Genomic DNA, 20,071 nt, shown 5'->3' on the forward strand with positions numbered 1-20,071 from the left:
TCGCCGCACGGCCGAAACGCCCCAGTGGCTCCGCTACGAGGGCGCCCCGGCCGCACGCCGATCGCACGCACCGAACGACCCGGCCTGATCCGACGCGAATTGTCAGACAGGCCCTAGTAGCGGCACGGCCGCGTGGGCGTCCGTACGGGAGGAACCCGGCCCCGTCCGTCCCCGTGCGTTCCGGCACCCGCCGATGGATCCTTAGAGGTATCGGAAGGGGCCGTGCCTCGGTTCCGCGCGGCCCGACGGTGCGAGGAGGCAGACCATGAGCCGCACTCTGGAGTGGACGGTCGGCGTGGAAGTGGTGGAGGACAACGGCAGGACCAAGGCCGAGGCCCGGCTCAGCACCGGCACCACGACCCTCACGGGCCACGGCTCCGCCCGGTGCAACCCGGCGGACGTGGACGTACCGGCGATCGGCGACGAGCTCGCCGCGAGCCGCGCGATGAAGGACCTGGCGGGCAAGCTCATGCGGGAGGCCAACCGGGACATGGAGGCCGTCGGCGCCGGGACCGTACCCCAGCGCACCGGCCCCGGCTACGGCTGGCCGGAGGCCGTCTCCTGACGGACTCGGCCCGCGCCGACCGGCCCGCGGCCCGGTCGGCGCGGACCTGCCGCACTATCCCGCGGCCCGGTCGGCGCGGACCTGCCGCACTATCCCGCGGCCGCCCCGCCACCGTCCTCGTCTTCGTAGCCCAGGCGGTCCACGACCTCCACGACGCCGTCCACGGTCTCGCACAGGCGCACCAGGACCGGGCCGAGCCCGCGCCGCTCCAGTGTGCCGCTGAGGGTCACGCGACCCTCGTCGACGTCGATGTGCACGGCGGAGGGGGAGAGGCGGAGGATGCGGACGAGGACGTCCTCGCGGATCTCCTCCTGGATCGAGCGGTCGCGGCGCAGGAAGAGCTGGAGGAGGTCGCTGCGGCTCAGCACCCCGATCAGGCGGCCTTCCGCGTCCACGACGGGCAGTCGCTTGACCCGGTGCCGCTCCATCAGGCGGGCGGCCTCGACGGCCGTCCAGGAGGGGCGGGCGGTGACGACGGGGCTCGACATCATGGCTTCCGCGGTGCTGGGCCCCTCCTTGGCGGTGTGCCGCCGCAGGAGGTCCGCCTCCGAGACGACGCCCACCGGCCGGTTCTCGTCGTCGACGACCGGGACCGCGGTGATGCCGTACTCGTCGAGGAGCCGCGCGATCTCCTTGAACGAGGTCCCGCGCTGTACCGCGACCGCGGTCGGCGTCATCAGGTCCGCGACACTGCGGTGCCTCATCGTCCGTTCCGTCCCTTCTGCGTTCCGGATCCCATGGTCCCGCACCCTGGTGAGGGCGCGCACGAGGGGGCGGGGGAACGCCGGGAAACGGGGGCGGAAAGGGGGGCGTGACAGGGGCTTGTGGGCATGACGCGTCCGTGGTTACCTCCGGTAAGTCATCGTCGCGCCACGGAAGAAGGACCCCCCATGCCCTCTCCCCGTACGTCCGGGACCCGCCGCCTGCTCGGGGCTCTCGCCGCCTCCCTCGCCCTCGTGACCGCGTCCGCCGGCGCCGGTTCCGCATCCGCTCCGGAGCCGGTGTCCGCCGCGGGCCCGACCGCCTCCGCCGGGCTGCGCGAGGTGATGTTCGTCGGCAACAACTGGGACGGCACCGCCGATGTCATCGCCTCCCGCGGCGACTTCCACCGCATCGGCCGCCTGAACGTCATCCCCGACAAGGAACAGCGGCTGCGCGAGATCCGCCTCAACCCGATCCGGCTCGCCTACTTCCTCGGCGTCCGCAGCGGGCCGGGCGAGGGACACGACCAGTTCGTCGACGACATGTACGCCACCCCCGACGGCTCCTCCATGGTCGTCTCCCGGCCCAGCTTCGCCGACGTCGTCTCGCTCGACCTGCGGACCGGACGCATCAACTGGCGCTTCCCGGTCGCCGGTTACCGCTCCGACCACATGGCCGTCTCGCCCGACGGCAGCACGGTCGCGGTCTCCGCCTCGACGGCGAACACGGTGCACGTCCTCGACATCGCCACCGGCCGCGAACTGGGCTCGTTCAAGACGGGCGACAAGCCGCACGAGAACGTCTTCACCTCCGACGGCCTGCTCTGGAACATGTCCATCGGCGAGGTCACGACCGCCCTCGACGCCCCCTGGCTCGACTGGTCCAAGGGCGACCGGAAGATCACCGTCGTCGACGCCCGCACCTTCCGGACCGTCCGCGTCATCGACATGCGCGACCGCCTCGACGCCTTCGGGCGCGGAGACCTCTCCGACGCCGTCCGCCCGCTCGTCTTCACGCCGGACGAGAAGAAGGTCTACTTCCAGGTCTCCTTCCTCAACGGCTTCCTGGAGTACGACGTCGACTCCGACCGCGTCACCCGCCTCAAGAACCTCCCCGGAAACCCGGCGACCGACCCCGACCGCACCACCTGGGTCAACGACTCCCGTCACCACGGCCTGTCGATCAGCCCCGACGGCGCCAAGCTGTGCGTCGCGGGGACGATGGACGACTACGTCACCGTCGTCGACCGGGAGACCCTCACGGAGGGCCCGCTCGTCCCGGCCTCCAAGCCCTACTGGGCGACCGTGAGCGGCGACGGCCGCTCCTGCGTCATCTCCGAGAGCGGCACCGACCGGGTCACCGCCGTCGACTTCGCCACCGGGCGGCGAGTGGCCTCCGTGGACGTCGGAGACCACCCCCAGCGCGTCCGGCTCGCCCGCGTCCCCGCCGACTGGACCGGCCCCGCTGCCGGCTGACATCCGTCGACCCTTCCCCGACACCCTGCGAAGGACATCGTGAAGAGAGCACTCCCGGGGGCCGCGCTCGCCGCGGCCCTCCTGGCCGCCGGCACCACGGCGGCCCCCGCGGCCCCCGTTCCCGGGCCCACCGCCGCCGCCCCCGCTTCCGCGGCGGCCACCGCCCTCGCCGACAGCTGGCAGCCGCCGCTCAGCACCCGCGGACGCCACGTCGTGGACGCCGACGGCGACCGCTTCAAGCTCAAGTCGGCCAACTGGCACGGCGCACAGGGCTCGTGGACCGGATCGGGCGACCGGGCCGACCCCGCGAACCACAACGCCGGCGAGAAGTCGGACCAGATGCCCCTCGGCCTGGACCGCGTGCCGGTCGCGAGGATCCTCGCCGACTTCCACGCCCTCGGCATCAACAGCATCCGGCTGCCGTTCTCCAACGAGATGCTCCACGACCAGCGGCCCGTCCCCGACGCGGCCGTCGCCGCCAACCCGCAACTGCGCGGCAAGACCCCGCTCCAGGTGTTCGACGCGGTGATCGCCGCCACGACCGCCGACGGCTTCGCCGTCGTCCTGAACAACCACACCAACACCTCCCGCTGGTGCTGCGGCCTGGACGGCAACGAACGCTGGAACACCAGCCAGACGACCGCCCAGTGGGAGAACGACTGGCTGTTCGTGGCCAAGCGCTACAAGGAGAACAAGCGGGTCGCCGGCGCCGACCTCTACAACGAGGTGCGGCGCACCGTCACCGACGACGCCAACTGGGGCTGGGGCGACGACCACGACTGGTGGACGGCCACCCAGCGCCTCGGCGACCGGCTCCTCACCGAGGCGAACCCGGACCTCCTCGTCATCGTCGAGGGCATCAACTGGCAGGGGATCCCGACCGACCTCACCCCGCACGGGCGGCCCACCCTGGAACCCGCCCGCACCCTCTCGCACACGCTCGTCGCCTCGGACAAACTCGTCTACTCGGCCCACTTCTACGGCTACACGGGCCCGAACCACACCGGCGCGACCGGCACCGGCGAGACCCACGACTGGCGGTACCAGGAACTCTCCCGCGACGAACTGTTCGCGACCCTCTCCCGCCAGGCCTTCTTCGTCGCCGCCGACACAGGCCGGCACTACACGGCACCCCTGTGGATCAGCGAGTTCGGCATCGGCGCCGACGAGACCGACCCGAAGGCGCGCGCCTGGTTCGGGAACCTCGTCGACCACCTCGTCGCGAACGACACCGACTTCGCGTACTGGCCGCTCGTCGGCTTCACCGGCCACGGCCGCTGGAAGCTCCTCGACTACGACACCGAGGGCCGCCGCTCCGGCATCCTCGACGGCTCCGACTGGCGCGCCGCCGACTGGAACCGGCTCGTCACCGCCCCCGGCCGTACCGGACCCGTCCCGGTCACCCACACCTGGCGCATGCTCAACCTCGACCACGCGGACGCGGTGCAGTCCCTCCGCGCCCGGGCGCGCGGCGACTGGGACTCCGGCGCCCGCAAGGGCGTATGCCCCGACGGGCTGCGGCTCGTCGGCCTCGCCCACCGCGACGGCCGCGGTCTCTGCACGGACACCGGAGCCGCTCGACTCGCCGATCCGGCGGGCGGGTTCACCGTCGTGACCGACGAACGGTACGTCAGGGAAGGCGACTGGGCCGGCGGCTACAGCAAACTCCAGTGCCCGCGCGACCGGTTCGTCGTCGGCTACAGCGTCCGCGGCCAGGCCGTCTCCGCGGTCCTGTGCGCCGCCGCCGGCCGGGCCCTTCCGGTGACGGGCCGCACGCTCTGGTTCGACCGGGGCGACAACCGCCCGGCCGGCGGCCCCGGCGGCGAGTTCGCCCAGGGCGACTACAAGGGCCAGTGCGCCGACGGCGAGTACGTGGCCGGCATCGCCTTCACCGGAGCCTGGGCCAAGGGCAAGACGCCCGACGCCCTGCTCTGCCGGACCCTGTAGCACCTCCTGGCACGACAGGAGGGGCCTGCCGGACGGATCCGGCAGGCCCCTCCTGCTGGGGGCGTCCGGTCGGTCAGGACCGGTTCACCGACACCTCGATCAGCGAGTATCCCCAGCCCGTCGCCCGGCGCACGCCGTGGATCCGGACGTAGCGGGCCGACTGCGAGGCGAACTCGGCGGTGTCGTAACCGCCGTCGCCCGCCTGCGTGGACCACGCGGTCCGCCAGGTGCTGCCGTCGTCCGACAGCTCGATCCGGTACTCACGGGCGTACGCCGCCTCCCAGTCGATGGTGACCTTGCCGACCCGGTGCACCGCGCCGAGGTCCACCTGCCACCACTGGTCGTCCGACCACTCGCTGGCCCAGCGCGTTCCCGTGTCACCGTCGACGGCACGACCCGGCGCGAAGCTGACGAAGGGGTTCCACCACTCCGCCGTGCTCGCGGCCGTCGGCCGCCCGGCCGCGAGGTTCACCGCGAACTCGTGGCCCTCGGTGCGCTTCCACGTCGTCAGGTACGACTCCGCTCCCCGCGACAGCTCGTCCACCACGGCCGGGCCGCCGGCGCTGAGGCGGATCTGCTCGACCCAGTCCGGCACGAGACCGTTGTGCGCCGCGCCGTCCGTGTTGAGGTCCCAGGTCCGCTCGCCCGTGACCTGACGGTCGAGCACCGAACCGCCGTCGAAGCTGCGGAAGGGGTACTTCACGGCGTTCGGCGCGTCGTTCCCGACCGGTCCCGGCCAGCCGCCGACCCCGTTCATGTCCGTGCCGTAGCCGAACCCGACCCCGTACTTCTTCCGCAGCTCCGCCTTCTGCGCGGCCTCGCCGACGAAGCCCTCGGCGCCGTGCATGTACGAGGCCGCGAAACCGCCGAGGCGGTAGAGCCGCTCGGTCCAGTCCAGGTCCATCCAGCTGTGGCTGGAGAGGACGCCCGGGTACTCCTCCGCCTCCAGGATGTCCAGCGCGCGCCCGGCCGCCTTGACGCTCATGTGGTCGAGCTCCAGCATCATGCCGCGCTGGATCATGCCCTTCAGGGCGTACTCGCCGAGCCGTGTCAGACCACGGGTGTTGCACTTGGCGTCGGAGGCGTACGAGGGGACGCTCACCCCGGCCGGCAGCTTCTCGGCCAGCGCGGCCGGCGCGGCGGCGAGACCGATCGGGTTGTCGTGCTGCGGACCGGCGCACTTCTCGGTGGTCCAGAAGGTGCCCGTGGACAGGAACTGGCCGATGTTGACCGCCACACCCGTGGTGCCGCTGTCGAACCGGACGCCGCACAGCGCGTTGTCGAACTTGTGGCAGAGGAACATGCTGCGCACGCCGAGCGAGTACAGCTCGTCGAGGCCCTTGTCGATGTCCGCCTGGCCGCACTGCGCGATGTCGAGGATCTGCTTGCAGCCGAAGGGCTCCGAGGTCTCCACGCCGAGGACGACCGCGAGCTTGCCCTGTTCGATGACCGAGCGGGCCTGCGCGGCGCTGGTGACGATCCGGAACCAGCCCTTGCCGGGCCCGCCGTACATGCCGTCGACGTAGTCCTGCATCTCGTACGTCTTCCGGGCCTCCAGGCGGATCGCGGTCATCTCGTCACAACTGCGGTCCCGGGGCAGCAGCGAGCAGATCAGGCCGTTGGTCACCAGGTCGTTGACGAGCACCCGCTGGCCGCCGCGCCAGGCGCGCTCCACCCAGGCGTAGTAGTTCTGCTGGTGGCTGAGGGAGTTGTTGGCCGGCCAGTCCTTGAAGGTGGGCCAGCCGACCGGGTCGTGCTTCCCGTTGTCGCCGCCGGTGAGGTGCTCGAAGAGGGCGCCCGAGCCGTCCGGGTAGTGCTCGGGACAGTCCTTGAGGGCGTCGGCGACGCCCGCGGTCGAGAACGGCTTGCCGCAGATCATCCGGCCGCCGAAGCCCTCGTTGGACATCAGGTGGTTGTGCGCGTCGACGAAGCCGCGCACCTTGCCCTGCGCGTCCGTTCCGGTGAACGGCGCTCCCGTGACGTTGATCTGCGAGTCGGCGGCGGGCCGCGAGGCGGGGTCCCACCACGTGCCGCCGGCGTCGGCGGCGGGGACCGGAGCCGAGCCGAACAGCACCGCGGCGAGGGCGAGGAACAGCGCGAGGAGGGCGGATCTGCCGCCGGTCCCGCGCGAAATGGGTCGAGTCATGATCAGCGATGCCTCCGGACGGTGGGGGTGTACCGGGCGCCCCGAGGATCGCGGTGTCGGAGGAGTGAGTCAAGAGTCCGGGTCAAATGACCTGTTGGTGGGAACGGATTTGCCTCCGATCGATCAACCGCCGATCAGGGCGACGAGTTGATCCGCCGTCAGATCCAGGTGCCCGTCCGCCACCCGCGCGTCGCCCAGCACCAGGAACTGGAGCGTCAACCCGTCGATCGCCGCCGCCAGATACCGCGCGAGCACCTCCACCGGCACCTTCGGCTCGACCCCCCGCGCCTTGCCGACCTGCTCGATCAGCGCCGCCGCCGACGCCACGTACTGGTCGTACTGCGCCCGCGCCAGGTGCTCGAACCCCGGCTCCCGCAAGGCGTACTGGGTCAGGTCGTACGTCAGCATGTGCTCGCCCGGATGCGCCGTCACGTGGTCCCAGTACGTCTGGAGCGCCCCCCGCACGGTCTCCCGCAGCGTGCCCCCCGGCTCGACCGTCGACATCACCCGCGCCACGTAGTTGCCCGTGATGGTCTCGATCGCCGCTTCGAGCAGCGCCTGCTTCGACTCGAAGCAGTAGTGGAACACGCTCAGTGAGACACCGGCCTCGGCGCAGATCGACCGCGTCGTCGTCCGCGCCACCCCGTCCCTGGTCATCGCCCTGATGGCGGCCTCGACCAGCTGCCTGCGTCGTTCGGCAGACGACATCCGCGCCATGGTTCCTCCTCGCGTCGGGCGCAAGGGTAACCGCAGCCTCCGCGGCCTTCCCCCGGCCGGTCCCGTGCGTGACGGGACCGGCGGAGCGAGCCGTCAGGGGGTGTACGGGGTGTCGCTGTGGTGCAGTTCGGTCAGGGTGGGCTCCGTCACGCGGTACACGGCGGAGCGGCGGATCGTCACCACGGCCGACGGCTCGGAGTCCCCGCGCGTGAGGTACACGACGGTGGCCTGGCGCGGTGCCGGCGAGGACACGTCGATGGACACCACCGGGGTGCGGTCGCCGAGCGAGGCGGCCGCGACGGGCACCGGCGAGCCGGCGTCGTTGCGCCAGGTGACGAGGCCGTAGAACTTGCCCGTGCCGCCGGTGGTGACCTTCACGGCCGCCACGGCGTCCTCCGCGGGGTCGCCCGTCATGTCCCCGATCCCGCACTGCGGCTGAAGCTCGATCACCACGCCGTCGCCCTCCCACCGACCGTCGGTGAAGGCGACCGTCCCGTCCGGCGCGTCCGGGAAACGGAAGGACGACGTCTGCAGCGGCGCGTTCCGCAGCTGGTCACACGTCAGCGCGCCCGCCGAGCCGCCCTTGCCCGGCTTCGTCGGCTTCTTCGACGCCGTCGGCGACGGCTTGGCCGATTCCTTACCCTTGCCCTTGCCCGGAGCCTTCGACGCGCCGGCGGACTTGCCGGGCTCGGGGGCCGAACCCCCTCCGCCGCCCGTGTCCTTGCAACCCACCGTGACCGACGCCAGCGCCAGGACCGTGACCAGCCACGTCGCCCGTGCTGCCCGGCTTCTCTTCCCGTTCACCGCAGGACCCCCTTGTGTCCGTCCGCGCCGTCCGTCCGCCGTCCGGCAGGTCCGAAGACGCACCGCCCCGCACCGCGGTTGCGGGTGCGGATCAGCGGGGAGGGCGACACCACCCTGGCCTGTACTCGTCCCCGCCGCCGGAGATAATGAGCCTTCCCGTTTTCCCGCCTCCCGAAGAGCCGCCGTGATCGACAGCACCATCGCACTCCAGTCCACCGACCGGGCCGAGATACGCGCCGACCGCCGGCGGCTCGTCGAAGCGCTCCGGGCCCATCGCCGCCTGCTCGGCGCACGGCGCCCGTTCGAACTCGCCGACCGGCGACGGCTGAACCGTGAGGCCGGCGCACGGTCCCGGGCGCAGGCCAGGCGCGACAAGGCCCTCCAGCGGATCCACGAGAAGCGGGTCAGGAGCGAACGCTCGCTCACCCGCAGGCTCGACGGCCTCGACGGGAAGCGAGCGGGCCGAGAGCACCGGGCGCTCGCCGTGCTGCGTCGTGAGTCGATCGAACGATCCCTCCGCTCCACGCGACTGACCCCGAGCCAGGTGAACGGCATCGGCGGCGGGCTCGTCCGCGACCTCGCGGCACAGGGCATCACGACGGCTGCCGACTTCAGGCGGGTCAGCTGGGGCAAGGCCCCCAACGGCCGCGGCGGCGAGGTGCTCTACATCCACCGCACCGAGGGCCGCAAGGTCCACATCAACGGCATCGGCGAGCACCGCGGCCGGCCCCTGATGGAGTGGCGCAGAGCCGCCGTCGCCCGGGCCGAGGCCCGCGCCCCCAAGGAGCTGCCGGCGGACGAACGGCACCGCATCGAGGAGATCATCGAGACCGAGCGGCTCCGCCTCCGGGAAGAGCTGGACCGGCTCCCGAAGGACGCGGAGTCCGCCCGCGCCGAGATCGAGGAGGCCCACGCGGAGCACCTGGTGGCACTGACCGCCACCGAACGGGAGGCGCAGGAGCGGGCCGACCTGCGGCGGGCCGAGTTCGACGACATGGCCGAGCGGCTCCTCGCCCTCCGGGCCGAGTTGGCCGCCCATGTCGACGCCCACGGCGACCTGGGGCTCATCGAGCGCCGCGCCCGGGCCCGGGCCCTGCGCCCCGTGCCGACCGCGCCGCCGCTGATCCCGGCCCCGCGCTCCCCGAAGGGGACGGCCGGGGACGCCTGGCCCGCACACGATGCCGGATCCGCCGAAGCCCTTCCGGCGCCGGACGTCCGCGCGGCCGGGGCCCAGGACGACCGTGCCGACCACGTCCGGACGGCGCCCGGCGTCCGCGCCGGCCTCGGCTGGCTCGTACCGGTCGCCCTGTTCGGCGCGACGGCCGTCCTGGGGGCGGGGGAGACGGCCGCGACGCCCCTGTGGTTCGCCGTCGCGGCCCGCCTCGTCGCGCTGGCCGTCGCCGTGGACCTGCTGCGGTTGTGGATTCCGCGCCGCGGCCTGCGGACGCCCGGCGCCATGCCCGCCGGTAGTGGTCTCGTCGCCGCCGGCGCGTTCCTGGGCCTCGCCGCCGCGAGCATGTTCGTCGACCCCGAGCACGCCGCGGGCGGTGCGCCGTGGGCCGTCGCCGCCGTCTCGGCGCTCCTCGTCCTGGTCGGTGCGTCGCGGCGAGCGGGCGGCGGCGACGGGACGGCCGGGCCCACGGGCTGACCGCGCGGGGCCGGTGGCTCAGCCCCGGTGGCCGTTCGCCCCGTCGGGGGCCAGGACTTCGCGCAGGGCGGCCACCGCGTGGGCGCGGTGGGCGTCGAGGCGGCGGACGACGGTGTCCTCGTCGTTCCGGCGGAGGGCGGCGAGGACGGCGCGGTGTTCGTCGACGGCCTGCTCGCGGTGCGGCGTGTCGGCGTAGTAGAGCGAGCGGTAGGCGTCGGTGGAGTCCCACAGGGTGGTGATGAGGCGGACGAGGCGGGGCATGCCGGAGGCCTCGATGAGGGTGAAGTGGAAGCGGCGGTTCGCCGCGGCCATGCCGGGTACGTCCCCGGCGTCGGCGGCGCGTTCCACCTCGTCCTGGACGCGTTCGAGGGCGGCGAGGGTGCCGTCGGGCAGCCGCCGCACGGCGAGGCGTACGGCCTCCGTCTCCAGGAGTTCGCGGATCCGGTAGATCTCCTCCAGGTCGGCCAGCGAGAGCTCGGCGACGAAGTAGCCGCGGTGTATGTGGTGGACGACGAGACCCTCGGCCTCCAGGGCCTTGAGGGCCTCGCGCAGCGGCACCCGGCTCACCTCGAAGCGGGCCGCCAGGGCCTCCTGGACGATCTGGTCGCCCGGCTTGAGCTCCCCGGTGGTGATGGCGCGCCGCAGTTCCTCCAGGACGAACTGCTGGGCGGTCTGCGGCCGCCGTTTCTGCACCGCGCTGCTCATCGCCTGTCGACCTTCCGTTCCTTCGTGTCGCCACCGGCGGAGCCCGCCCGCCGGTGGCGCCCATCTTCCTATGGATCAGGGCGTGCGCGCGGTCCGTCCCAGCGCGGCGAGCAGCTCCTCGGTGTGCTCGCCGAGGCGCGGGGGAGCGGCGCGGTAGGACGGCGGGGTGGCGTCGAGCCGGATGGGGTTCACGACCTGACCGGGGCCGGCCGCGGACTCCGGGACCCGCGGGGCGAGGCCCAGGCGGTCGGCGAGGCCGAAGGCGGCCGCCAGGTCGTTGATGGGGCCGCAGGGCACGCCGGCGGCGGTGAGCTCCTCGAACCAGCCGTCGGCGGTGCGGCCGGAGAGCGGCCCGGCCAGGGCCGCGACGAGGTCCTCGCGGTGGGCGACGCGGGCCGTGTTGGTGGCGAAGCGGGGATCGTCGGCCAGCTCCGGCCGGCCGATCCGGTCGCAGAGGCTCCGGAACTGCCGGTCGTTGCCGACGGCGAGGACGAGCGGCCGGTCCTGGGCGTCGAAGACCTCGTACGGGGCGATGCTCGGGTGCCGGTTGCCCATCGCGCGCGGGACGACGCCGGCCCCGAGGTGCGCGGCGGCCTGGTTGGTGAGCGCGGACAGCAGGGAGGTGAGGAGGGAGACCTCGACCCGCTGCCCCCGCCCGGTGAGGTCCCGGTGCCGCAGGGCGGCCAGCACGCCGAGGCCGGCGTGGAGGCCGGTGATGACGTCGACGAGGGCGACGCCCGTCTTCGTACCGGCGCCGTCCGGTTCGCCGGTCACGCTCATGAGGCCGCCCATGGCCTGGACGAGCAGGTCGTAGCCGGGAAGCCGGGCCCCCTCGGCGGTGCCGAAGCCGGTCACCGAGCAGTAGACGAGCCCGGGATTGGTCGCCCGCACGTCCTCGTAACCGAGGCCGAGCTTCTCCATGGTGCCGGGGCGGAAGTTCTCCACCAGGACGTCCGCGCGGTCCACGATCGCGCGGGCCGCGGCGAGGTCTTCGGGGGCGGTGAGATCGAGCGAGACGGAGCGCTTGTTGCGGTTCACCCCGAGGAAGTACGTGGCCTCCCCGTCGGCGAACGGCGGGCCCCACGCACGGGTGTCGTCACCGGAGCCGGGCCGCTCGATCTTGATCACGTCCGCGCCCAGGTCGGCGAGGAGCATCGTCATGTAGGGCCCGGCGAGCACGCGCCCGAAGTCGGCGACGACGATCCCGGACAGGGCGCCGCCTCCGGCGGTCCCCGGGGTGTCCGGCTGGTCTGCGCGCATGCGGCGCTCCCTCGCTCTCGCTGGTGACGCCGGCCGATCCGGCGATTGGATCCCATCGGACGCTAGGGGGCCCGCGGCCGGTTTTCAATACTGGATCCAATATCCGATCGGGCGCTACGCTTCGGCTCGCCGAGTTGCCACAGTCGCCAGGAGGCCGTCCGTGAAGTCGCCGTCCACTCCCGTCCACCCCTTCGACCTGCTCGCCGTCGACGGACTGCTGACGGACGAGGAGCGCGAGATCCGCCGAACCGTCCGGGCCGTCGCCGACCGCGAGCTGCGGCCGCACGTCGCCGGCTGGTTCGAGAAGGGCGAGATCCCGGCCCGCGAGCTGGCCCGCACCCTCGGCGGCATCGGCGTGCTCGGCATGCACCTGGAGGGCTACGGCTGCGCGGGCACCAACTCCGTCGCGTACGGCCTCGCCTGCCTGGAACTGGAGGCCGTCGACTCCGGACTGCGCTCGCTCGTCTCCGTCCAGGGCTCCCTCGCCATGTACGCGATCTGGAAGCACGGCTCCGAGGAGCAGAAGCAGCGCTGGCTGCCGAAGATGGCGGCCGGCGAGTACATCGGCTGCTTCGGCCTCACCGAGCCCGACGCGGGCTCGGACCCGGGCGCGATGCGGACCAACGCCAAGCGGGACGGCTCCGACTGGGTGCTCAACGGCACCAAGATGTGGATCACCAACGGCTCCGTGGCCGACGTCGCCGTCGTCTGGGCCCGGACCGAGGACGGCGTCCGGGGCTTCCTCGTCCCGGCCGGCACCCCCGGCTTCAGCGCCCCCGAGATCAAGATGAAGCTCTCGCTGCGCGCGAGCGTCACCAGCGAACTGGTCTTCGAGGACGTGCGCCTGCCCGCCGACGCGATGCTGCCGGAGGCCCGCGGCCTCTCCGGCCCGCTCGGCTGCCTCAACGAGGCCCGCTTCGGCATCGTCTTCGGCGCGCTCGGCGCCGCCCGCGACTGCCTGGAGACGGCCATCTCCTACGCCCGCGACCGGGTCGTCTTCGCCCGCTCCCTCGCCTCGTACCAGCTGACCCAGCAGAAGCTCGCCGACATGTCCGTCGAACTCGGCAAGGGCATGCTGCTCGCCCTCCACCTGGGCCGCCTCAAGGACGCGGGCGAGCTCACCGCCGAGCAGGTCAGCGTGGGCAAGCTCAACAACGTCCGCGAGGCGATCGCGATCGCCCGCGAGTGCCGCACGATCCTGGGCGCCAACGGCATCACCCTGGAGTACCCGGTGCTGCGGCACGCCAACAACCTGGAGTCGGTGCTCACCTACGAGGGCACGAGCGAGGTCCACTCCCTGGTCATCGGCAAGGCGCTCACCGGCGAGCAGGCCTTCCGCTGACCTCCGGTCCGGCCGTGACGGTCAGCCGGCCGTCACCCGGTCGACGAAGGCGTCCAGGTTGCCCGTCAGGCGGGCGACCTGTTCCTCGACGGTGAGGGACTCCTCGTGGCGCCGGCCGCGCAGCTTCGGCTGCCGCCTGCCCCGGACGTAGAGGGAGCAGGCCAGGTCGGCGCAGAGGTAGATCCCGACCGTGTTCCCCTCGCGGCCGCGGCTTCCGGCCAGCGGCGCCACGAGGAGCGTGACGCCCGAGGACGCGTGCCCGGTCAGGCAGACCTGGCACATGCTCGACTTCACGGCGCTGGTCCGGCCGGCGGCCGGCACCCGCAGGGTCACGCCGAGCGGGCCGTCCTCGCGGGGGAGGACCAGGTGCGCGCGGAGCGGCGCGCCCGGGTCGACCCAGCCGAGGAAGTCCAGGTCCTCCCAGGGGAGTTCGGCGAAGTCGAGGGGCAGCTTCAGGCGGGCCGCCTCACCCTTCGTGCAGTTCACGAAGGACGCGCGGATCTGTCGGTCGGTGAGTGCTTCCACTCGGTGGACCGTACACGGACCACTGCCGCGGGGCATCCGAATATGGCCCCGCGTGCCCGCGTGCCCGCGTACGGCCCCGTGCACCCGCGTACGGTCCCCTGCGCCTGCCGTCGACGACGGCGGACGGGCCCGGCCGCGGCGCCGGACCGGCTCAGGCCACCCAGTCCGGCAGTGCCGGGTCGGCGAAGCGGCCGGGGGCGCCGTCGAGGGCCGCGGCGAGGCGCTCGGCGGCCGACTCGTACACGTCCTCCGGCAGCGTGTACGGGATGCGCAGCCGGTGCTCGTGCGTTCCGGGGTCGACGCCGAAGCGGGCGCCGCCCTCGACCCGTACGCCGTGCCGCAGCGCCCGGGACGCGAGCGCGGAGGCGATCGGGCGGCCCAGGTCGATCCACAGGCACATCCCGCCGGGCGGCAGCGTCCAGCGCCACTCCGGCACGTGCCGGGCGAGCGCCTCGCTCAGCGCGGCCCGGCGTCGGCGCAGCTCCTCGACGCGCCGCGGAAGGATCTCGCCGAGGCGGTCCAGCAGGGCGACGGCCACCAGCTGGTCCAGGACGGAGCCGGACAGGTCGGCGGTGATCCGGACCCGGGCCAGCTCGGTCACGACCCGGGACGAGGCCCGCACCCAGCCGACCCGGAGCCCGCCCCAGCAACTCTTGCTGAGCGAGCCGACGGTGACGATCTGCTCCCCGTCGCCCCCGCCGGCCGCCGTCGCGAAGGGGGCCGGTGCGGGCACGTCCAGGGCCATGTCGGTGAGGGTCTCGTCGACCACCAGCCACGTCCCGGTGGCCCGCGCGGCGCGCGTCAGCTCGCGCCGCTGCTCCGGTGGCATGAGGTGCCCGGTCGGGTTGTGGAAGTCGGGGATGAGATAGGCCAGGCGCGGCGCGGTCTGCCGGAGCGCCGCGTCGACGAGCCCGGTGTCCCAGCCGCTCTCGGTCACCGGTACCGGGGTCACCCGGAGCATGCGGCCGCGCATCGCGTCGAGGGCGTTGGTGTACGAGGGGTTCTCGGCGAGCACCCGGTCGCCGGCCCGGCCGAGCAGCGTGAGGACGAGCGACAGCGCCTGCTGCGCGCCGGAGGTGACGAGGATCTGCTCGGGGCGGGTCGGCAGGCCCCGGGCCGTGTAGCGCTCGGCGACGGCCGCGCGCAGCGCGGGCAGCCCGTAGGGGTGGTAGCCCTGGGCGCCGGCGTAGCGGGGCAGTTCGAGGGCCGCCGCGGTCAGCGCGGCCGCCAGCTCCGACTCGGGGGCCTGGGGCGCGGCGAGGGCGAGGTCGATGGTGGCGCCCGACTCGTCCTGGTACGAGCCGAGGGCGGTCGGTGCCTGCCCGTCGGGCAGTGCGGTCCAGGTGCCCGCGCCCCGGCGGCTGTGCGCGTACCCGCTCTCCCGGAGCAGGTCGTACGCTCCCGTCACGGTCGTCCGGCTCACCTGCAGGACCGCCGCGAGCTCCCGCTCGGCGGGCAGTCGCACGCGCAGTGCCACCCGCCCGTCGAGGAGCGCCTCGCGCACGGCCCGGGCGAGTTCCCGGTACCCGAACCGGCCCTCCGGGGGCGGGGTGAGGAGCGATGCGAGCTGGCGGCCCGTCAGGGTCCGGTCCGCTGTGTGGACCACACGTGCCACTGCCATGCCAATCACTCCTCATTGGCTCTGCTGTCCGGGCCAATGAGACTACAGACTCCTGTCCAGTGGCCTGGTGGCCACCTTCCATCCGGGAAAGGAGACGACCGATGTCCGGACACTTCACCGACCGCGACGAGCGGATGTGGCAGCTGCGAGCGGAAGAGCGCGCGACCCGCCCCCTGCCGGTCGGAGCGTGGCTCCGCGGCCTGCGCGCCTCCGCGGCGCGCGTCGGCGCGGGCCGCGGAGCCCCGTCACGCGGGGCCGCCGAGCGCCGCGGCGCCCCGCCCGTCGCCTGCGAACAGGCGTGACCGCCGGACCCGGTGGGGGGCGCGGCGGTCACGCGGGATGCCGGGGGCGGGGTCAGGCCTTCGCCGGGTCGACCTCGAAGACGCGGGCCATGTCGTCGAGGACCATGTGGGCGCCCTGGAGGGAGACCGCGGTCATCCAGATCTCGTCCTTGACCTCGTGGACGTCGCCCTTCTGGACGGCCTTCAGGCGCTTCCAGAGGGGGTTGGCGAGGAACTTGGTCCTGCGCTCCTCGCCGCCCGAGTTGGTGGTGTAGAAGATCACGTCGGCGTCGGCCTGGGCGATCTGCTCCTCGCTGATCTCGATGTTGAACTCTTCGGGGTCCTGCTGGTTGGCGGGCCGGGCGATGCCCATGTCCGACAGGATGATGCCGCTGAAGGTCTTCGGCAGGTAGATGCGGGTCGGGCCGTCGAGGAAGCGGACCACGGAGGCGGTGGGCTTGCCGGCCTTGGCGTTGATCGCGTCACCGATCTTCCTGGCGCGCGTCTCGTAGGCGGTGACCTGGTCGGCCGCCGACTTCTCCTCGCCGAGCGCCTTGCCGAGCAGGCCGATGTTCTCCTTCCAGGTCGGTCCGGTCGTCTTCACGAAGACGGTGGGCGCGATCTGGCTGAGCTTCTCGTAGAGCTCGTCGTGGCGGACGGTCGCCGAGACGATGAGGTCCGGCTTGAGCAGGGCGATCTGCTCCAGGTTCGGGCTCTCCAGCGGGCCGACGTCCTTGGTGTCCTTGACGGCGTCGCCGAGGTGGGCGGGGAACGTCTTCTGGTCGCGGTACGAGCCGATGCCGCCGACCAGCGGCCTGTCGAGCGCCACCACGGCCTCGACGAGGCTGTTGTCGAGGGCGACGATCCGCTTCGGCTTGGCCTTGAGCTCGGTCTTGCCCTTGTCGTGCTCGATCGTCCGGGGGAAGCCCGCCTCGGCCTTGGCGTCGGAGGAGGCCGAACCGGCCGGCTTCTCGCCCGACTCGCCGCCGCACGCGGTGAGTCCGGCCGTGAGGGTCGCCGCGAGGGCGAGGACGCCGAGCCGCTGGGTCCAGCGGTTCCGGTTGAGGGTGGTCACGGGGTTCCTCCACGATCGGGCGGTGGTTCGGGGGGTGCTGACGGATCGACAAAAGCTACTTAGGAAAGCCTTGCCTTGCTAAATCCTGTGTGAGGATAACGGCATTCCGCCACCGCGTGAACACGGGGGGTGGGGGTGGAAGTGAGGTTAGGCATCCCTTAGTTTGTGGCCGTGCCTGTGAAGTCCTCGGCCGCGTCGGCCGCCACACCGCCCGGCTCGCCCCCGCCTGCCCCGTCGCCCCGCCCCGCCCGGACGCGCCGCGGTGCCCTCCTCGCCCCGCCGGCCCTTCTCGCCCTCCTGGCGCTCGCCCTGGCCGCCTCACTCGCCATCGGCACCAAGTCCGTACCCCTCGGCGACGTCCTGGCCGCACTCGGCGGATCGACCGACGGCGACGCCGTCGTCGTCAGCGAACTGCGCATGCCGCGCACCCTGCTGGGGCTGCTCGCCGGACTCGCCCTCGGCGCCGCCGGAGCCGTCGCCCAGGACATCACCCGCAACCCGCTCGGCGACCCCGGACTCATCGGCGTCAGCGCCGGAGCGGCCTTCGCCGTCGCCGCCGGCATCGGCGTGTTCGGCCTCACCAGCTCCTACGAGTACGTCTGGTTCGCCTTCGCCGGGGGAGCGCTCGCCGGACTCCTCGCCCACCTCGTCGGCGGAACCGGGACCGGCGGCGCCACCCCGGCGAAACTGGCGCTCGCCGGAGCCGCCGTGACCGTCCTCCTGGAAGCCGGCACCAACGCGCTCGTCCTGCTCGACGTCCGCACCCTCGACCAGTACCGCTCCTGGGCCGTCGGCTCCCTCGCCGGCCGCGACGCCGACCTCGGCCTCCAGCTCCTGCCCTTCATCGCGGCCGGCCTCCTCCTCGCCCTCGCCCTCAGCGGCCGGCTCAACGCACTGGCCCTCGGCGACGACCTCGCCGCCACCCTGGGCACCAAGGTCGCCGCCACCCGCGCCCTGGGCGCCCTCGCGGTCGTCCTGCTCACCGGCTCCGCGGTCGCCGCCTGCGGACTCGTCACCTTCGTCGGACTCGTCGTCCCACACGTCGTCCGCGCCTTCACCGGCCCCGACGCCCGGATCCTGGTGCCCTGTTCGGCGCTCGGCGGGGCGGTCCTGCTGCTCGGCGCCGACGTCGTCGGCCGCATCGTCGTCCGTCCCGGCGAACTCCAGGCCGGCGTCGTCACCGCGCTCGTCGGCGCCCCCTTCCTCGCCTACCTGGTCAAGCGCGGCAAGCTCAAGGAGCACACCCGATGAGCGACCGGCCCGAGACGGCCCGCCCGGCGAACGACCGGCCCGAGACGGCCCGCCCGGCGGGCGGCGCGACCCTGGCGGCACGCCCCGCGAGCGGCCTCCGCGTGGAACTCGGCCCCCTCGGGGCGCGGTTGCGGCCCCGGGTCGCCCTCGCGGCCACCGGGCTCGCCCTCGCGTCCTTCGCGGCCCTGGTCGCCTCCGTGTCGCTCGGCACGTTCGCGATCCCCGTCCCCGACGTGCTCGGCGCGCTGTTCGGCGCCGGCTCCGGCGACGCCGACCTCATCGTCCACGAACTCCGGCTGCCCAGGGCCCTGACGGCCCTGCTCGTCGGCACCGCCTTCGGCATCGCCGGCGCCGTCTACCAGGCCGTCACCCGCAACCCGCTCGCCAGCCCGGACCTCATCGGCATCTCCGCCGGAGCCGGCGCGGGCGCCGTCGGCGCCATCCTCGTCGGCGGAGTCACCGCGGCCGGCGCGGGAACCTTCGGCGCCGTCCCCTTCGGCGCGCTCGCCGGAGCCCTCACCACCGCCGCCGTCATCTACCTGCTCGCGTACCGGGGCGGCACCGTCACCGGCTACCGCTTCGTCCTCGTCGGCCTCGCCGCGAACGGGGCGCTCGCGGCCGTCACCCGCTGGATGCTCGCCCAGGCCGACATCGACCAGGCCTCCCGGGCGATGGTCTGGCTCACCGGCAGCCTCAACGGCCGCGGCTACGAGCACGTCGGCTGGGCCGGCACCGCCCTCCTCCTGCTCGTACCGCTCACCCTCGCCCTGGCCAGGCCCTACCAGCTCCTCCAGTTCGACGACGACACCGCACGAGGACTCGGCATCCCGATCGACCGGGCCCGCGTCGGACTGCTCGTCCTCGCCACCTGCCTCGCAGCGCTCGCCACCGCGGCCGCCGGACCCATCGCCTTCATCGCCCTCGGAGCCCCGCAGATCGCCCGCCGCCTGGCCGGGACCGCCGGCATCCCGCTCGTCCTCAGCGGTCTCACCGGCGCCGCCCTGCTCCTCCTCGCCGACCTCGCCGGACGCCTGGTCTTCTCGCCCGTCGAACTGCCCGTCGGCATCATCACCGGCGCCGTCGGCGCCCCGTACCTGCTGCTACTGCTCGCCCGCGCCAACCGCTCGGGACAGGGAGGCTGACATGACCGCCACCACCAACGCGACGGCCGGAGCGGCCCTCAAGGGCACCGGACTGCGCCTCGGCTACGGCGAGCGGACCGTCGCCGAGGAACTCGACCTCGACATCCCGGCCGGCCGCGTCACCGCACTCGTCGGACCCAACGCCTGCGGGAAGTCCACCGCGCTGCGCGCCCTCGCCCGGCTCCTCAAGCCGACCGCCGGCACCGTCCACCTCGGCGACGAGGACATCGCCGGACTCGGCGCCCGCGACCTCGCCCTGAAGCTGTCCCTCCTCCCGCAGAGCCCGGCCGCCCCCGACGGCATCACCGTCCGCGACCTCGTCGCCCGGGGCCGCACCCCGCACCAGCGCTGGTGGCGGCAGTGGTCCTCCGCGGACGACGCCGTCGTCGACCGCGCCCTGGACGCCACCGGCACCACCGAACTCGCGGACCGCGGCCTCGACGAGCTCTCCGGCGGCCAGCGCCAGCGCGTCTGGATCGCCATGGCCCTCGCCCAGGACACCCCGGTCCTGCTCCTCGACGAGCCCACGACCTACCTCGACCTCGCCCACCAGGTCGACGTCCTCGAACTCGTCGCCGCCCTCAACCGCGAGGACGGCCGCACCGTCGTGATGGTGCTGCACGAGCTCAACCTCGCCTGCCGGTACGCCGACCACCTCGTCGCGATGCGCACCGGGCGGGTCGTCGCCGCCGGTCCGCCCGGCGAGATCGTCACCCCCGACCTCGTCCGCGAGGTCTTCGACCTGCCGGCCACCGTCATCACCTGCCCGGTGGCCGGCACGCCCCTGGTCATCCCGGAAGGGGGCCGCCGGCCGCGCGTCCCCGGCCCGAAGGCCGGGGACACGGCCTGACGTCCCCGGCCCGCC

Annotated in this window: 18 protein-coding genes; 9 read left to right on the forward strand and 9 right to left on the reverse strand. The window is 73.4% G+C overall.

What is annotated here, in order from left to right; all coding sequences use genetic code 11:
* Nucleotides 1–265: 265 nt before the first annotated feature.
* Nucleotides 266–565 (forward strand): dsRBD fold-containing protein, encoded by a 300-nt coding sequence (locus OO54_RS36390; RefSeq protein ID WP_017237824.1) that lies wholly within the window; start codon nt 266–268, stop codon nt 563–565.
* 89 nt (nt 566–654) lie between these two features.
* Here OO54_RS36390 and OO54_RS36395 read toward each other — a convergent pair whose 3' ends face one another.
* The gene (locus tag OO54_RS36395) at nt 655–1,269 is read right to left on the reverse strand and encodes a CBS domain-containing protein (RefSeq protein WP_033211251.1); all 615 of its coding nucleotides are present in this window, start codon (nt 1,267–1,269) and stop codon (nt 655–657) included.
* A gap of 186 nt (nt 1,270–1,455) precedes the next feature.
* Between OO54_RS36395 and OO54_RS36400 the strand changes: the two genes are divergently transcribed.
* Nucleotides 1,456–2,742, forward strand: coding sequence for a YncE family protein (locus OO54_RS36400; protein ID WP_033211252.1), 1,287 nt, complete (start codon nt 1,456–1,458; stop codon nt 2,740–2,742).
* Between the two features lie 39 nt (nt 2,743–2,781).
* Nucleotides 2,782–4,689 carry a glycoside hydrolase family 5 protein gene (locus tag OO54_RS36405; RefSeq protein ID WP_033211254.1) on the forward strand — a complete coding sequence of 636 codons (1,908 nt, stop codon included), beginning with the start codon at nt 2,782–2,784 and terminating at the stop codon, nt 4,687–4,689.
* Between the two features lie 73 nt (nt 4,690–4,762).
* On the opposite strand, the gene OO54_RS36410 is transcribed toward OO54_RS36405, so the two are convergent.
* The 3 genes from OO54_RS36410 to OO54_RS36420 all read right to left on the reverse strand — a co-directional run bounded on the left by OO54_RS36410 (nt 4,763) and on the right by OO54_RS36420 (nt 8,356).
* Nucleotides 4,763–6,835, reverse strand: a complete 2,073-nt coding sequence (locus OO54_RS36410; protein WP_051787664.1) for a galactose-binding domain-containing protein — start codon at nt 6,833–6,835, stop codon at nt 4,763–4,765.
* 123 nt (nt 6,836–6,958) lie between these two features.
* Nucleotides 6,959–7,552 (reverse strand): TetR/AcrR family transcriptional regulator, encoded by a 594-nt coding sequence (locus tag OO54_RS36415; protein ID WP_033211255.1) that lies wholly within the window; start codon nt 7,550–7,552, stop codon nt 6,959–6,961.
* A 93-nt stretch (nt 7,553–7,645) separates the two neighbouring features.
* On the reverse strand, nt 7,646–8,356 hold the full coding sequence (locus OO54_RS36420; RefSeq protein WP_078905540.1) for a hypothetical protein: 711 nt from the start codon (nt 8,354–8,356) through the stop codon (nt 7,646–7,648).
* Between the two features lie 184 nt (nt 8,357–8,540).
* Here OO54_RS36420 and OO54_RS36425 point away from each other — a divergent pair, with 184 nt between their 5' ends.
* Nucleotides 8,541–10,004: a hypothetical protein gene (locus OO54_RS36425; protein WP_033211257.1), complete on the forward strand. Its 1,464-nt coding sequence runs from the start codon at nt 8,541–8,543 to the stop codon at nt 10,002–10,004.
* Between the two features lie 18 nt (nt 10,005–10,022).
* On the opposite strand, the gene OO54_RS36430 is transcribed toward OO54_RS36425, so the two are convergent.
* Complete coding sequence (locus OO54_RS36430; RefSeq protein WP_033211258.1) at nt 10,023–10,709, reverse strand: GntR family transcriptional regulator; 687 nt, start codon at nt 10,707–10,709, stop codon at nt 10,023–10,025.
* A 75-nt stretch (nt 10,710–10,784) separates the two neighbouring features.
* Nucleotides 10,785–11,969 carry a CaiB/BaiF CoA transferase family protein gene (locus tag OO54_RS36435; RefSeq protein WP_051787666.1) on the reverse strand — a complete coding sequence of 395 codons (1,185 nt, stop codon included), beginning with the start codon at nt 11,967–11,969 and terminating at the stop codon, nt 10,785–10,787.
* A 160-nt stretch (nt 11,970–12,129) separates the two neighbouring features.
* Here OO54_RS36435 and OO54_RS36440 point away from each other — a divergent pair, with 160 nt between their 5' ends.
* Complete coding sequence (locus tag OO54_RS36440; protein ID WP_051787669.1) at nt 12,130–13,311, forward strand: acyl-CoA dehydrogenase family protein; 1,182 nt, start codon at nt 12,130–12,132, stop codon at nt 13,309–13,311.
* A gap of 21 nt (nt 13,312–13,332) precedes the next feature.
* Here the strand turns inward: OO54_RS36440 and OO54_RS36445 are convergent, their stop codons facing one another.
* Both OO54_RS36445 and yczR read right to left on the reverse strand, forming a co-directional pair.
* Nucleotides 13,333–13,872, reverse strand: a complete 540-nt coding sequence (locus OO54_RS36445; RefSeq protein ID WP_399524700.1) for an FBP domain-containing protein — start codon at nt 13,870–13,872, stop codon at nt 13,333–13,335.
* 115 nt (nt 13,873–13,987) lie between these two features.
* Nucleotides 13,988–15,457, reverse strand: coding sequence for a MocR-like transcription factor YczR (gene yczR, locus OO54_RS36450; RefSeq protein ID WP_033211261.1), 1,470 nt, complete (start codon nt 15,455–15,457; stop codon nt 13,988–13,990).
* 101 nt (nt 15,458–15,558) lie between these two features.
* Between yczR and OO54_RS36455 the strand changes: the two genes are divergently transcribed.
* Nucleotides 15,559–15,759, forward strand: coding sequence for a hypothetical protein (locus tag OO54_RS36455; RefSeq protein ID WP_033211263.1), 201 nt, complete (start codon nt 15,559–15,561; stop codon nt 15,757–15,759).
* A 52-nt stretch (nt 15,760–15,811) separates the two neighbouring features.
* Here the strand turns inward: OO54_RS36455 and OO54_RS36460 are convergent, their stop codons facing one another.
* Nucleotides 15,812–16,813 carry an ABC transporter substrate-binding protein gene (locus tag OO54_RS36460; protein WP_033211264.1) on the reverse strand — a complete coding sequence of 334 codons (1,002 nt, stop codon included), beginning with the start codon at nt 16,811–16,813 and terminating at the stop codon, nt 15,812–15,814.
* Nucleotides 16,814–16,990: 177 nt separating this feature from the next.
* On the opposite strand from OO54_RS36460, the gene OO54_RS36465 reads away from it, so the two are divergent.
* From OO54_RS36465 to OO54_RS36475, 3 genes are read left to right on the forward strand one after another with little or no spacing between them, the layout of a single operon-like run.
* The gene (locus tag OO54_RS36465) at nt 16,991–18,064 is read left to right on the forward strand and encodes a FecCD family ABC transporter permease (protein WP_033211265.1); all 1,074 of its coding nucleotides are present in this window, start codon (nt 16,991–16,993) and stop codon (nt 18,062–18,064) included.
* Entirely contained in the window at nt 18,061–19,206 is a 1,146-nt protein-coding gene (locus tag OO54_RS36470) for a FecCD family ABC transporter permease (protein ID WP_234439667.1), read from the forward strand. Before OO54_RS36465 ends, OO54_RS36470 begins: the two co-directional genes overlap by 4 nt.
* 1 nt (nt 19,207) lies before the next feature.
* Entirely contained in the window at nt 19,208–20,056 is an 849-nt protein-coding gene (locus OO54_RS36475; protein ID WP_033211267.1) for an ABC transporter ATP-binding protein, read from the forward strand.
* Nucleotides 20,057–20,071 lie beyond the last annotated feature (15 nt).

Origin of the sequence: Streptomyces wedmorensis, from assembly GCF_000716445.1 — a bacterium.
Taxonomy (GTDB): Bacteria; Actinomycetota; Actinomycetes; order Streptomycetales; family Streptomycetaceae; genus Streptomyces; species Streptomyces wedmorensis.

Bases quoted from the DNA above. Each gene is read 5' to 3' on its own strand.
- OO54_RS36390 (WP_017237824.1), top strand. From the start codon at position 266: ATGAGCCGCACTCTGGAGTGGACGGTCGGCGTGGAAGTGGTGGAGGAC.
- OO54_RS36395 (WP_033211251.1), bottom strand. From the start codon at position 1,269: ATGAGGCACCGCAGTGTCGCGGACCTGATGACGCCGACCGCGGTCGCG.
- OO54_RS36400 (WP_033211252.1), top strand. From the start codon at position 1,456: ATGCCCTCTCCCCGTACGTCCGGGACCCGCCGCCTGCTCGGGGCTCTC.
- OO54_RS36410 (WP_051787664.1), bottom strand. From the start codon at position 6,835: ATGACTCGACCCATTTCGCGCGGGACCGGCGGCAGATCCGCCCTCCTC.
- OO54_RS36415 (WP_033211255.1), bottom strand. From the start codon at position 7,552: ATGGCGCGGATGTCGTCTGCCGAACGACGCAGGCAGCTGGTCGAGGCC.
- OO54_RS36430 (WP_033211258.1), bottom strand. From the start codon at position 10,709: ATGAGCAGCGCGGTGCAGAAACGGCGGCCGCAGACCGCCCAGCAGTTC.
- OO54_RS36435 (WP_051787666.1), bottom strand. From the start codon at position 11,969: ATGCGCGCAGACCAGCCGGACACCCCGGGGACCGCCGGAGGCGGCGCC.
- OO54_RS36445 (WP_399524700.1), bottom strand. From the start codon at position 13,872: ATGCCCCGCGGCAGTGGTCCGTGTACGGTCCACCGAGTGGAAGCACTC.
- yczR (WP_033211261.1), bottom strand. From the start codon at position 15,457: ATGGCAGTGGCACGTGTGGTCCACACAGCGGACCGGACCCTGACGGGC.
- OO54_RS36455 (WP_033211263.1), top strand. From the start codon at position 15,559: ATGTCCGGACACTTCACCGACCGCGACGAGCGGATGTGGCAGCTGCGA.
- OO54_RS36470 (WP_234439667.1), top strand. From the start codon at position 18,061: ATGAGCGACCGGCCCGAGACGGCCCGCCCGGCGAACGACCGGCCCGAG.
- OO54_RS36475 (WP_033211267.1), top strand. From the start codon at position 19,208: ATGACCGCCACCACCAACGCGACGGCCGGAGCGGCCCTCAAGGGCACC.